Genomic DNA, 13,190 nt, shown 5'->3' on the forward strand with positions numbered 1-13,190 from the left:
CCCGGGATGATCCCGGGGCCGCTGGTTTTCGGTGCTCAGGTGGTGCGGGGTCAGTTGCGCTTGGAGACGTTCACCTTGATGGTGGTGCCCTTGCGCTCCAGGACCTTGATGTTGACGCCGTGGTTCGGGACCTTGACGCCGGCCTGCGGCTGCTCGGCGAACCAGTACGTCTTCGAGTCGTTGAACGTCGGAACGCCGTTCTGACCGCGGATGTAGCTGGGGTCGCCGTTCAGGTGCAGGGTGAAGCTCTCGGCCTTCTCGAGGCCGAACGGGGCGTCGTAGCCGCCGACCCGCGGGCGCCAGATGCCACCGTCGAGACGGTTGATCGGGACCGGGTGCGAGTCGATCGGCAGGACCAGGCCCTCGCCCGGGTGCACGTTGGTGTTGTTGTCACGCTGCGAGGTGTCCCAGTACCAGAGCAGCAGACCGTCCTCGTACGGGAAGTGCTCGACCTTGTCCGGCAGCGTGCTCGCCCAACCGAAGTTGTACGGGCCGGTCTTCAGGTGCGCGTCGTACGACACGTGGTTGATGTGCGAGGCGAGGTAGTAGTTGTCGTGCTGCGTGGTCAGCGTCGCGCCGACCGAGCTGAAGCCGTTCAGCGTCCAGCCTTCCGGCGAGGCCTCCGCACCGGAGTCGACCAGCGTGGTCGCCCCCGACATCACCTTGATCGCGTCGGCGAAGAAGCCGAAGCCACCGGTGTTGGCGTCGGTGGTGTAGCGGAACTGCAGGCCGATCGTCTTGCCGGCGTAGGCCGACAGGTCGAAGGTGGCCGGCTTCCAGCCGTTGCTCTCGCCGTCGATGCCGTTGCCCTCGGCCGGGTTGGTGATGGTGCCCTGGATCGGCTTGTAGCCAGTGCCGTCGTTCACCTCGACGAAGGCGTAGTCACACGCGGTGGTGTCGCAGTCCTCGATCTCCCAGTTCGCCTGGAAGGTGAGGCTCGCGGCGCCGGCCGGCAGGGTGACCTGACGGTTCATCGTGTGGGTGAAGTTGTCGCCCTCGCCGCTCCACCACGTCTTGCTGCCGGCGTACGGCGGCTGCAACGGGGTGGTGACGCTCTTCTTCGGCAGCGTGACGACCAGGCCCTGGGCCTTCTTCGAGTTGTACTCGTGCGGGCCGAGCTCGAGGGTCCGGTTCTGGCCGGCCGCGACGATCTCGTAGTCCAGCCAACCGAGCTGGAGCTTGTCCCACGCACCGAGGTCGGCCGCCTGCTCGCCGATACCGCCGTCAGTGGGCTTGCCGACCCGGCTCTGCGCCATGATCGTCCACCAGTTCACGCCGTTCTCGATCGCGGGACCGGACGTGTCGTAGTGGTCCGGCAGACCGAGGTCGTGGCCGTACTCGTGGGCGAAGACGCTGATGCCGCCGTTCTCCGGCTGGATCGTGTAGTCACCGACCCACAGACCGGTGTCGCCCAGCTGGGTACCACCGATCGGGTTGTTGGCCGGGCCGCCGGCCAGACCGACGTACCAGCGGTGCGACCAGATGGCGTCCTCGCCCTGGTGCGGGTCACCGTCGGCCTGGTCGCCGCCGGAGTGCACGATCTGGAAGTGGTCGATGTAGCCGTCCGGCTCGTTGAAGTTGCCGTCACCGTCGAAGTCGTAGCGGTCCCACTCGTCGAACGTCTTCAGCTCGGCGGCGATCTCCGCGGTGGTGCGGCCGGCCGCCTTCTGGTCGGTCACCCACTGGTTCACCGAGTCCCGGACCAGCGCCCAGGTGTTGTTGCAGACGTTGCCGGTGCACGGGAAGCCGTTGGACCGGCCGTAGCGGGCCTCGTTGTACTGGACCTTGACCCAGTCGGTGACGGTGCCGTCGACGCTGTAGCGGCCGGACGACTGCTTCTCGTAGTACTTCTTCACCGAGTTGCCGCTGCCGAAGTACATGTCGGCGTAGTGCTGCCGGTTGTAGTCGGGCTGCCAGACGGTGGAGTTGTCCACCGAGCGGTCCGGTGCGGGGATCGCGTTGTGCAACGGGCCCTCGAACGTCGCCGGACCGGGCACGTTGGGTGCCGTGTCCTGGTCGGGGTAGTTCGGGTGCCGCTCGTTGCCGAACTCGGCCAGCACGACGAAGATCCGGTCGGTCTTCTCCCGGGCCAGCTCGACGTACTGCGCCACCTGGGCGGTCTTGGCGGTCGCCGTCTTGGCGGTGGCGGTCTTGGTGCCCTTGGCGCCGGCGGTCTTGGTACCGAGCCGGACCACCGTGCTGGCCCCGCGCTTCTCGGCCTTGGCGGTGCCGTTGAGCACCTTGGTCAAGGCTTCCTCGCGCAACTCCCGGCGCTTGTCCTCCAGCGGATTGGGCAGCTCATCCGAGGCCGGTGCCTCACTCGCGACCGGCGGCGCAGTACCGAGGTCCTGGGCCTGGGGCTGGGCGGCGTTACCGGCTGAGGCCATGCTCAGACCGATCGTCGTCGCCAAAGCCAGGCTGAACAGCCCGGCGGATATCTTGCGCACGATTCCCTCCCTGCATCCGAAAAAAGCACGCCGCGCTTGGTGACGCGGCGTGGTCATTGCTCCCCCGAGCGTGTAGAACTGCCGCGACAGTACGGGGAAATTCGGTGTTGCTGAAGTGGTTCGGGAAAATTTCCACGCAACAGCGGGGAATCATGCACTCACGCAATGAGTAGGACCACCTGACCCGGTGGAGTGACACCACGCTGGGTGAGGAACCACGGGATTGGCACACTGTCCGCCATGAACACAGTGCCGGAGGCCGGCCGGTCGCCGGGGGAGTCCGTCGACCTGCTGCTGCCGTTGTGGCGCGCCTTGGTGGTCTTCCGGGTGATCACCTGGGTGTTCGCCTGCTTCGGTGTCTGGAGCCGCTGGACGGGCATCCACGACCCGTCCGGCGCCGTGATCCAGATGGCGGTGATGGGCGCGTGGACGATCGTCGCCTCGATCGGCTACAGCCGGCACTGGGGCCGCCGGAACACCCGGCTCGCCTTCGCCGACCTGATCGTCACGGTCGGCTGCATGTACCTGACCCTGCTGGCCCAGCCCCTGCTCGACATCCGCGCCGGCGCCTCCGTGCTCACCTCGGTCTGGGCGGCCGGCCCGGTCATCGCCCTGGCGATCTCCCGCGGCCGCGACGGCGGACTGCTCGGGGCGGCGGCAATCAGCCTGGCGTTGCTTTCCCTCCGCGGTGTCGACAACGCAGCGAAAATACTCAGTAACGTTCAGTTGCTCCTGGTCGCCGGAATAGTCGTCGGGTACGCCGCGACGACAATGCGGCGGGCCACCTTTCGGCTGCGCGAGGCAATTGCCGCCGAAAGCGCGACGGCCGAGCGGCTCCGCCTCAGCCGGTCGATCCACGACGGAGTACTGCAGGTGCTCGCCCAGGTGCAGCGACGCGGTACTGCGATCGGCGGCGAGGCGGTCGAGTTGGCGGCGCTCGCTGCCGAGCAGGAGGTGGCGCTGCGAACGCTGATGGCCACCCGTGCCGCCACCGGCGACCGGGGCCGCATCGACCTCTGCATGCTGCTCTTGCCGTTGGCAACACCCCGGATCGACGTGGTGGTCCCGGCCGAGCAGGTGCTGCTGCCGACCGCGGTCGCGACCGAACTGGTTGCCGCGGTCAAGGAGGCGCTGAGCAACGTGGACAAGCACGCCGGCCCGGACGCCCGCTGCTGGGTGGTGGTCGAGGACCTCGGCGGCGAGGTGCTGTTGTCCGTCCGCGACGATGGAGCCGGAACGACGCCCGATCAACTGGACAAGTCCGGGCATCTCGGGGTGAGCCAGTCGATCCGCGGCCGGATCGCCGATCTCGGTGGCAGCGTGACGGTCCGGACCGCTCCCGGCGAGGGAACCGAGTGGGAGATGAAGGTGAGCAGGCCATGAGTGTGCGGGTCATGATCGTCGACGATCACCCGATGTGGCGCGAAGGCGTCGCGCGGGATCTCGGCAGCCGCGGCTACGACGTCTGCGCGACGGCCTCGGACGTGGCCGGCGGAGTCCGGATCGCCAAGGCGACCCGGCCGGACGTCGTGGTGATGGACCTGCAACTCGGGGACGGCTCGGGCGTGGACGCCACCCGGGAGATCACCGCCGCCCTCCCGGACACCCGGGTGCTGGTGCTGTCGGCCAGCGCCGAGCAGGCCGACGTACTGGCCGCGGTGAAGAACGGTGCCTCCGGCTACTTGGTGAAGTCCGCGTCGCTGGACGAGTTCGACGACGCAGTACGGCGTACTGCCGAAGGCGACGCCGTGTTCAGCGCGGGGCTGGCCGGGTTGCTGCTGGGGGAGTACAGGCGGCTCGGTGCCGGGCCAGAGGTGCCGCAGCTCACCGAGCGGGAGACAGAGGTACTACGGCTGGTGGCTCGTGGTTTGACGGCCCGGCAGATCGCCACCCGGTTGGTGTTGTCCCACCGGACCGTCGAGAACCACGTGCAGAACACCCTGCGGAAACTACAGCTCCACAATCGCGCGGAGCTCGTCCGCTATGCCATCGAGCACGGGATAGACACGAGCGAGCAGTAGCTAGAGCCCGTTGGAGAACAGCAGCCGGTTCACCGTGCCGCCGGTGCCACCACCGCTGATCACGTTCGGGGTCGCGTTGGCCTCGATGTACGACTTGACCGTGGCCGGGGTGGCCGACGGGCTGGTCTGCAGGTAGAGCGCGGCGACGCCGGCAACATGCGGCGTGGCCATCGAGGTGCCGTTGTAGGACCCGGTGGTGTTGCCGGGCAGGGTGGACACGATCGCCGAGCCGGGAGCATAGACGTCCACGCACGCGCCGGTGCTGGAGTACGACGCCCGCGCGTCCGTGTTGGTCGACGCCGCGGTGACCAGGGCGGTCTCGATCTTGCGCGGCAGCCGGTCGCACGAGTTCGCGCCGGTGTTGCCCGCGGAGGCGGCCAGGAAGACACCGGACTTGATCATGTTGCGCAGCGAGGTCTCCAGCGTCGTGTTCGGGCTGAAGTTCCACGAGGCGTTCGCGACGGCGGGCTTGACCGCGTTCCGGGTCACCCAGTCGACCGCGGCGATCGCTGCCGAGGCGGTGCCGCCGCCGCTGCAGTTGAGCCACTTCACGCCGTGCAGCCGGACGTTCTTGGCGACGCCGTACGAGGTGGAGCCGATGGTGCCGGCGACGTGCGTGCCGTGGCCGTTGCAGTCGGTGTTGTTCGAGTCGATGCCGTTGAAGTCGAAGCTGGCCCGGCCGCCGAAGTTCGGGTGGCTCGGGTCGACGCCGGAGTCGATGATGTAGGCGTGCACGCCGGTACCGGTCCGCGTGTAGGTGAACGACCTCGACAACGGCAGGTTGCGCTGGTCGATCCGGTCGATCCCCCACGACGGCGGATTCGTCTGGGTCGCGTCGGTGACGTTCGCCAGGTAGACGTCCTGGGAGATGGCGACGACGTCGGGGTTCTTCTGCAGGGCGGCGAGCTGGCCGGGTGTCAGCTTGGCGCTGAAGCCGTTGACAGCACTGCTGTACTGCCGCTGGGTGGCGAACCCGAGCTTGCTCTTCAGCAGCTTGCTGTCCTGCTTGAGCTCGACGATGTAGGTGTCCTTGACCGCGCTCACGCCGGGTTCGGCGGCGGCGGGCTGGACCAGGATGATCCGGCCACCGGGTTCCGGACTCGGCGCCGCGCCGGCACTGCCGGTCGCGGACAGGGCGGTGGTCAGGGCGATCGCCGGCACGATGGCGGCGGCGAAGGTCAGGCGGATGCGTCGACGCACTGTTCCTCCTCAGGGAACTCATCACCCACCGGGGCGGAGGGGTGATCACACTCGGTCCGCGAGCGACTACGGAACGGGTGGTGCGAAGTTAGGTGCTGCTCAGCTGAGCCGTCAATCAGTTTGGCTACCTGCTGATGCCATGGCACAGGCCTGACAACCCTGGCGCGGGGGACGGGGATGTTCGAAGCGTTGCCTTCGTTCGTACACTGTGCGTTCCACTCCCCGTGGTCTGCTCTGCGTCACGACACCCGTACAGCGGGTGCCCATCTCCCGGAGGCTGTAGTGAACCGGTCGTCCCTGGTCCGCGCTCTGTTCGCGTTCCTCGTCCTCGCGGCGTCCACGTACGTCGTCCTGACGGCGAAACCCGAGCTCGGCCTCGACCTGCGGGGTGGTACGCAGATCGTGCTGCAGGCGGAGGACTCGCCGACGGTGCAGGCGAACAAGGAGACCACCGACAAGGCGCTCGAGGTACTGCGCCGCCGGATCGACGCCCTCGGCGTCAGCGAGCCGAGCGTGACCCGGCAGGGCGACACGCGGATCATCGTCGAACTGCCCGGCGTGCAGGACCCGCGCGAGGCGGCCAAGGTGATCGGCAAGACCGCCCAGTTGACCTTCCACGAGGTGCTGGACCACGTCCAGGCGAAGCCGGCCAAGCCCGCGGCAGGGGAGTTGTACCTGCCCAGCGACACCGGCGCCGGAGTACTGCGGCTGGCCAAGCCGGCCATGACCGGTGAGCTCGTCAGCGGCGCCGACGGCCTGATCGACCCGCAACAGGCCGGCCAGGGCTGGTTCGTCCAGATGGAGTTCAAGGGTGACGGCGGCAAGATCTGGGCTCAGATCACCGGCAAGGCGGCCTGCCAGCCGGTCAACACGCCGCAGCGCCAGGTCGCGATCGTCCTCGACAACGAGGTGATCAGCGCACCTCAGGTCGACCCCAGCGGCGGCAGCACGCTGTGCAACATCGGCATCGGCGGCGGCAGCAGCACGATCACCGGCTCCTTCACCGAGGAAGAGGCCAAGGACCTGGCCGCGCTGATCGAGGGCGGCTCGCTGCCGGTCCCGGTCACGGTCATCGACCAGCGGACCGTCGGCCCCTCGCTGGGCAAGGACGCGATCCAGGCCAGCGCCTGGGCCGGCATCATCGGCGTCGCGCTGACCGCACTCTTCATCATCCTCGTCTACCGGCTGGTCGGCCTGATGGCCGTCATCGGCCTGATCACCTACGCCGGCATGTCGTACGCCGCGCTGACGGCGCTCGGCGCCACCCTGACCCTGCCCGGCCTGGCCGGCTTCGTGCTCGCCATCGGCATGGCGGTCGACGCCAACGTGCTCGTCTTCGAGCGAGCGCGCGAGGACTACATAGGCGGCCGGTCCGACGGACTGCGGCGCTCGCTGCGGAGCGGCTTCCAGAACGCGCTGTCCGCGATCGCCGACTCCAACATCACCACGCTGCTCGCGGCCGGCCTGCTCTTCTTCCTCGCGGCCGGCCCGGTCCGCGGCTTCGGGGTCACCCTGAGCATCGGTGTGATCGCGTCGATGTTCTCCGCGCTCGTCGTCACCCGGGTGCTGGCCGAGTTCTTCGTCTCCCGCAAGTTCGTCCTGAACCGGCCCGGGATCAGCGGCATCGCCGGCCACGGCCGGGTCCGGACCTGGCTGGAGGCCAAGCGCCCGTCGTTGATGAAGCACAGCCGCCGGTGGCTGGTCATCACCGCGGTCGCGGTCATCGTCAGCCTGGCCGGCGTCGGGATCCGCGGTCTGAACCTCGGCATCGAGTTCACCGGCGGCCGGCTGCTCGAGGTGAGCACGGCCCAGCAGATCACTCCCGACCAGGCACGCGCCGCGGTCGCCGAGGCGGGGTACCCGGCCGCGGTGGTCCAGGCGTCCGGCACCGACGACATCACCGTGCGGACCGGCTCCATCTCCGACGACGAGACCGAGAAGATCCGCGAGGCGATCTCCCGGGTCGGTGGCGGGACCGAACTGATCCGCAACGAGAGCATCGGCCCGTCGCTCGGCAGCGAACTGCGGAACAAGGCACTGATCGCCCTGGGCGTCGCGTTGCTGGCGCAGTTGGCCTACCTGGCGATCCGCTTCCGATGGACCTACGGCGCGGGCGCGGTGCTGGCGCTGCTGCAGAACGTCGCGATCGTGGTCGGCGTGTTCGCCTGGACCGGGAAACCGGTCGACGGCATCTTCCTGGCCGCCATGCTGACGATCATCGGTTACACCGTGAACGACTCGGTGGTGGTGTTCGACCGGATCCGGGAGACCCGCAACGCCCGCGCCACCGACGCTCTCGGCCCGGTCGTCGACACCGCGATCATCAACGTCCTGCCGCGGACCATCAACACCGGTATCAGCACGCTGTTCATCCTGGCGGCCCTGCTGTTCCTCGGCGGAGACTCCCTGGCCGACTTCGCTCTCGCGCTCCTGCTGGGCATCCTGGTCGGCACGTACTCCTCCAACCTCACCGCCGCCCCGCTCCTGGTCGAACTGGAACGCCGCTACCCGGCGCCCCCGCCCCAGCCCAAGCGGGTCCAGCGAGACCGCGACGCAGAACCCGACCGCGGCGCCGTCGTCTGACCTCAACCCGGTACTCCGTGCGCTCCTGCCGCACGGAGTACCGGCTTGTCCACAGCCTCAAGCCCGGTGGCGAAAAAGTGTCCTCGGATCCGGCTAGGGTGATGCGGTGGGTGTAGATGTGCGGGAACTGCTGGAGGCCGCGGTCTCCGGGATCGGTGGCCAGACGCGTCCGGGCCAGGTCGAGATGGCCGAAGCCGTCAACGGATCAATGCATGACGGATCCCATCTCCTGGTCCAGGCCGGCACCGGTACGGGTAAGTCGCTCGGCTACCTCGTTCCGGCCCTCATCCACGCTGTCGAGGATCGCCGGGTCGTCGTCTCCACCGCGACCCTGACACTCCAGTCGCAGCTCGTCGACCGCGATGTCCCGGCCCTGCTCGACGCCACCGAGAAGCTGCTGCCGCGCCGCCCGGCGTACGCGATCCAGAAGGGCCGCAACAACTACGCCTGCCTGCACCGGATCCGCGAGGGCGCTCCCGATGACGACGGCATGTTGATCGACCTCCCGCCGGCCGGTCCGGTCGGCCAGCAGGTGCTCGAGTTGCGCGACTGGGCCGAGCAGCAACTGCTCGACGGCGAGGCAGGCGACCGTGACCACGCGCCCTCCCACCAGTACCAGGCCTGGCAGCAGGTCGCGATCTCCGCGCGCGAGTGCCTCGGCGCGCAGAAGTGCCCGTACGGCGAGGAGTGTTTCGCCGAGAAGGCCAAGGAGCAGGCCCGCAAGGCCGACATCGTCATCACCAACCACGCGCTGCTGTCGATCGACGCGTTCGAGAACCGCACCGTGCTGCCCGAGCACGACGTCGTGATCGTCGACGAGGCGCACGAACTGCCCGCCCGGGTCACCGGCGCGGCCGGGGACGAGCTGTCCCCGCAGATGGTCGAGCGAGCGGCCAAGCGGGCCCGCCGGTTCGTCGACGACGACAAGGCGGACGACCTGATCGACGCGTCCGACGCGTTGCGCGCCGCCCTCGACGCGACCCGCGAGGGCCGGATCGAGGCGGCGAACGGCGTCGTCCTGGAGGCCGCCGCGCTGGTCCGCGACGCCGCCCGCGGGATGTACTCGGACCTGAACAAGAAGTCCGACGACAAGGACGACGACCCGGACGGCGCCAAGCGACAGTCCAAGGGCGCGGTGAAGGAGATCTTCGACGTCGCCGAGCGGGTCGCCGCCCTGAGCGACCTGGATGTCGTCTGGCTGGTCGACCGGGACCGGTTCGGCCGCGAGTTGCGGATCGCGCCGCTGACGGTGGCAGGGCTGCTGCGCGAGTTGGTGCTGAAGGACCGGACGGTCGTCCTCACCTCGGCCACCCTCACCCTCGGCGGCGACTTCGACGCGATCGCCCGCCAGGTCGGCCTGCGCCCGTCGGACAAGCTCGACGGCGCCGACGAGATGCCGGAGGTCGACTCCGAGTCCGAGACCGGGCCGCTGCCGTGGCGCGGCCTCGACGTCGGCTCACCCTTCGAGTACGAGAAACAAGCCATTCTGTACGTCGCCAAGCACCTGCCGCCGCCGCATCGCGACGGGCTCGGCAAGAAGCAGTTCGAGGAGATCGTCGACCTGATCACGGCCGCGGGTGGTCGTACGCTCGGGTTGTTCTCGTCCCGCCGCGCGGCCGAAGCGGCGACGGCTGCCGTCCGCGAGGCGACCGACCTGAAGGTGCTGTGCCAGGGCGACGCACAGCTGGGGGAGTTGTCCCGCGAGTTCGTCGAAGACCCCGAGACCTCGCTGTTCGGGACGCTCTCGCTCTGGCAGGGCATCGACGTACCGGGCTCGACCTGCAATCTGGTGATCATCGACCGGGTCCCGTTCCCGCGCCCGGACGAGCCGTTGATGGCGGCGCGCCAGCGGGCGGTCGACGAGGCCGGTGGCAACGGGTTCATGGCGGTTGCCGCGACCCACGCCGCGTTGCTGCTCGCGCAGGGGACCGGCCGGCTGATCCGCCGGACCACCGATCGCGGCGTCGTCGCGATCCTCGACCCCCGGATAGTCACCGCCAGGTACGGCGGCTACCTGCGCGCCTCCTTGCCCCCGATGTGGCCAACCGCCGATCGTGAGAAGGTGCTCGGCGCCCTCAAGAGACTCCAGGACTAGGTCTGATGTCCGCGACCGCTCCACCAGTGCTGCCGATGATGGCGGCGCTCGGGAAGATGCCGTCCGGGCCGGGCTGGTCGTACGAGATGAAGTGGGACGGCATCCGGGTGATCGCCGAGGTGGACGACGGGGTCTGCCGGCTGTGGTCGCGGAACAGCCGCGACGTGTCCGGGGGATACCCCGAGCTGATCGGGCTGGCGAAGGCGCCGGGGCTGGAGCTGCCCGCAGTACTGGACGGCGAGATCGTCACCCTGGACGAGAACGGCGCGCCGTCCTTCGGGCTGCTGCAGCGACGGATGCACGTACGGGATCCGCGGCAGCTCACCCAGCTGATCAAGCAGGTACCGGTGTCGGTGCGAGTCTTCGACATACTCCGGTTCGCCGGCAAGTCTTTGCTAGAGGCAACGTACGACGATCGCCGCGCGCTGCTCGAGTCACTCGACATCGGCGACCCGTTCTGGGAGGTGCCGCAGTCCTACGCCGATGCCGATGAGGCGCTCGACCTGTCGGCCGCCCAGGGCCTCGAAGGAGTCGTCGCCAAACGCCGGAAATCCCGCTACCTGCCGGGCAAACGCAGCTCGGACTGGGTGAAGGTCAAGCCCGTACTCACCCGCGATGTGATTCTCTGCGGCTGGCATCCGGGGGAGGGGAACCGGTCCGGCAAGATCGGCTCCCTCTACTGCGGCGCGTACGCCGAACCAGGCGGCGACCTGGTCCTGATCGGCAAGGTCGGCTCAGGCCTCGACTTCACCATGCTCGAAGTACTGGGCGCCGAACTGGCCGCGCTGGAGATCGACCGCCCGCCTTTCGACGCCTCCAGCATCCCCAATACGGACCGCCGCGCTGCCCACTGGCTGGACCCGCTCCTGGTAGCCGAAGTCACCTACTCCGGCTGGGCCGCCGACGGCCGCCTACGCCACCCCGTCTGGCGAGGCCTCCGGCTAGACATAAACCCGGAGACCGTCCTCCGCTAACCCACCAGCAAAGAGCAACTGCATGACCAACAGCAAGTGCAACTGCAAGAGCAAGAACAACTGCAAGAGCAAGAAGGAATAGAGAGCTGCCGCAGGCTCACACACAACTCCACCTCAGCGAGCGCCGAGCACGCGAGCAAGCTCGCAGCAGTTGTCGGCGCCGACAGTCAGTCACCCGCATCCGGCACCTCGCCGGGTCGGCGCGCTTTCGCAAGGGGGCGGTCGACGGCGGTGTCCAGTTACGTCCCGCGAGCTTGCTCGCGTTCCCGACCACAGCCAACCCGCGAAAACCGGAGACGGCAACTCCCGACCCACCCGGTCGGTTTGTTGCGGAAAACGGGAAATTGCTTGTGTAGTTAGTCGGACAAGCAACGAGAGGCATTGAGACAGCAGATGGACAGGTGTCTCATTCGGAAAGCAGGCATCGATTCCACGGGAACCCCGGGATCGATTCCAGCTGCTCCCGGCGGATCAGTCGTTCGATTCGCGCCGGCTCGGGGCCGGTACGGCGAGCGCTGTCTCGATCTTGTCGGCGAGCTTCTCCGGCGTGTGGGTCGGCGCGTAGCGCGCGATCACACTCCCGTCGCGGGCGATCAGGAACTTGGTGAAGTTCCATTTGATCCGCCCGCCGAGCAACCCGCCCTGCTCACGCTTCAGCCAGTTGAACAGCGGAAGCGTCTTCGAGCCGTTGACGTCGATCTTGGCGAACATGGGAAACGTGACGTGATAGATCGTCGAACAGAAGTTCGCGATCTCGTTCTCGTCACCAGGCTCCTGGTGGCCGAACTGGTCGCAAGGGAAGCCAAGCACCGAGAAGCCCTGCCTCCGGTAGCTCTTGTAGAGCTTCTGAAGGCCGGTGTACTGCGGAGTTTGGCTGCATTGCGACGCCGTGTTCACCACCAGGAGCACCTGGTCGCGGAAGTCGGCAAGAGACTGTTCATTGCCTTCGATCCGGGTGGCGCTGAAGTCATAGACAGTCGTCATATCTCAATCCTGACATGACCTGCGCGACTCCGCGCGCCGTCTGAGATGTCAGACACGCCGCAGAACTGTTACGACCTTTCCGAGAATGACCGCGTCGTGCCCGTCGATCGGCTCGAAAGCGGGGTTGTGCGGCAGCAGCCAAATCTCCTTCTCGGTCTTCTTGAAGGTCTTCACAGTGGCCTCGCCGTCGATCATCGCAGCGACGATGTCACCGTTGTCCGCGGTCTGCTGCTGGCGCACGACGACCCAGTCGCCGTCGCAGATGGCGGCCTCGATCATCGACTCACCCTTGACCTTCAGCATGAACAAGGTGCCTTCGCCAACCATTGCCCTGGGCAACGGGAAGACCTCTTCGATGTCCTGCTCGGCCAGGATCGGGCCACCGGCGGCGATCCGGCCGACCACCGGCACGTACGCCGCCGCCGGGTGCGCGTCGCCGGCCCCGGTCTCGTCGTACGACGTCTGCCGCACGGCGCCCAGGGAGCTGCGCCGCGCCGCGTCGGCGACCTCGCCCGGATAGCGGACCTCGATCGCGCGCGGCCGGTTCGGGTCGCGGCGCAGCAGGCCCTTCTGCTCGAGCACCTTCAGCTGGTGCGAGACCGAGGAGGAGCTGGTCAGCCCGACCCGCTCGCCGATCTCCCGCATCGAGGGCGGGTAGCCGCGGCTGTCGACCGAGTCGCGGATGACGTCCAGGACGCGGCGCTGGCGCGGGGTCAGGCCGGTGGCGTCGGCGGGGCCGTCGGGCAGCTCGGACACGGTCTTGGCGGATGTCTCCGCGGTGCTGCGATCGCCCTTGCTGGAACCGCTCGGCGTCCTGGCCATCGGTGGCAACTCCTCGGGTCGGGCCGGCGGTCGGGCACCGGCCTTGCTTTGTCGACTGAGAAGA

The 13,190-nt window shown here is 68.2% G+C and carries 9 protein-coding genes; 5 read left to right on the forward strand and 4 right to left on the reverse strand.

Features of this window, described 5'->3' with window-relative positions:
- Window positions 1-50 precede the first annotated feature (50 nt).
- Window positions 51-2,447 (reverse strand): immune inhibitor A domain-containing protein, encoded by a 2,397-nt coding sequence (locus ABD255_RS15820; RefSeq protein ID WP_344214424.1) that lies wholly within the window; start codon window positions 2,445-2,447, stop codon window positions 51-53.
- Between the two features lie 240 nt (window positions 2,448-2,687).
- On the opposite strand from ABD255_RS15820, the gene macS reads away from it, so the two are divergent.
- On the forward strand, window positions 2,688-3,830 hold the full coding sequence (macS, locus tag ABD255_RS15825) for a MacS family sensor histidine kinase (protein ID WP_344214426.1): 1,143 nt from the start codon (window positions 2,688-2,690) through the stop codon (window positions 3,828-3,830).
- A complete protein-coding gene (locus ABD255_RS15830) occupies window positions 3,827-4,468 on the forward strand; it encodes a response regulator (protein WP_344214428.1) in 642 nt (213 codons plus the stop codon). Before macS ends, ABD255_RS15830 begins: the two co-directional genes overlap by 4 nt.
- Here the strand turns inward: ABD255_RS15830 and ABD255_RS15835 are convergent, their stop codons facing one another.
- Window positions 4,469-5,668 carry a S8 family peptidase gene (locus ABD255_RS15835; RefSeq protein WP_344214430.1) on the reverse strand — a complete coding sequence of 400 codons (1,200 nt, stop codon included), beginning with the start codon at window positions 5,666-5,668 and terminating at the stop codon, window positions 4,469-4,471.
- A 282-nt stretch (window positions 5,669-5,950) separates the two neighbouring features.
- Here ABD255_RS15835 and secD point away from each other — a divergent pair, with 282 nt between their 5' ends.
- The 3 genes from secD (at window position 5,951) to ligD (ending at window position 11,320) form a co-directional block, all read left to right on the forward strand.
- Window positions 5,951-8,251, forward strand: coding sequence for a protein translocase subunit SecD (secD, locus tag ABD255_RS15840; protein WP_344214432.1), 2,301 nt, complete (start codon window positions 5,951-5,953; stop codon window positions 8,249-8,251).
- A 118-nt stretch (window positions 8,252-8,369) separates the two neighbouring features.
- Window positions 8,370-10,346, forward strand: a complete 1,977-nt coding sequence (locus ABD255_RS15845) for an ATP-dependent DNA helicase (protein WP_344214736.1) — start codon at window positions 8,370-8,372, stop codon at window positions 10,344-10,346.
- A 5-nt stretch (window positions 10,347-10,351) separates the two neighbouring features.
- On the forward strand, window positions 10,352-11,320 hold the full coding sequence (gene ligD, locus ABD255_RS15850; protein WP_344214434.1) for a non-homologous end-joining DNA ligase: 969 nt from the start codon (window positions 10,352-10,354) through the stop codon (window positions 11,318-11,320).
- Window positions 11,321-11,791: 471 nt separating this feature from the next.
- Here the strand turns inward: ligD and ABD255_RS15855 are convergent, their stop codons facing one another.
- Window positions 11,792-12,304 (reverse strand): glutathione peroxidase, encoded by a 513-nt coding sequence (locus tag ABD255_RS15855; RefSeq protein ID WP_344214436.1) that lies wholly within the window; start codon window positions 12,302-12,304, stop codon window positions 11,792-11,794.
- A gap of 48 nt (window positions 12,305-12,352) precedes the next feature.
- Window positions 12,353-13,126: a transcriptional repressor LexA gene (gene lexA / locus ABD255_RS15860; RefSeq protein WP_344214439.1), complete on the reverse strand. Its 774-nt coding sequence runs from the start codon at window positions 13,124-13,126 to the stop codon at window positions 12,353-12,355.
- Between the last annotated feature and the right edge of the window lie 64 nt (window positions 13,127-13,190).

This window comes from Kribbella sancticallisti, assembly GCF_039530625.1.
In the GTDB taxonomy this organism is placed as follows: domain Bacteria; phylum Actinomycetota; class Actinomycetes; order Propionibacteriales; family Kribbellaceae; genus Kribbella; species Kribbella sancticallisti.

Bases quoted from the DNA above. Each gene is read 5' to 3' on its own strand.
- ABD255_RS15830 (WP_344214428.1), top strand. From the start codon at position 3,827: ATGAGTGTGCGGGTCATGATCGTCGACGATCACCCGATGTGGCGCGAA.
- lexA (WP_344214439.1), bottom strand. From the start codon at position 13,126: ATGGCCAGGACGCCGAGCGGTTCCAGCAAGGGCGATCGCAGCACCGCG.
- ligD (WP_344214434.1), top strand. From the start codon at position 10,352: ATGTCCGCGACCGCTCCACCAGTGCTGCCGATGATGGCGGCGCTCGGG.
- ABD255_RS15855 (WP_344214436.1), bottom strand. From the start codon at position 12,304: ATGACGACTGTCTATGACTTCAGCGCCACCCGGATCGAAGGCAATGAA.
- macS (WP_344214426.1), top strand. From the start codon at position 2,688: ATGAACACAGTGCCGGAGGCCGGCCGGTCGCCGGGGGAGTCCGTCGAC.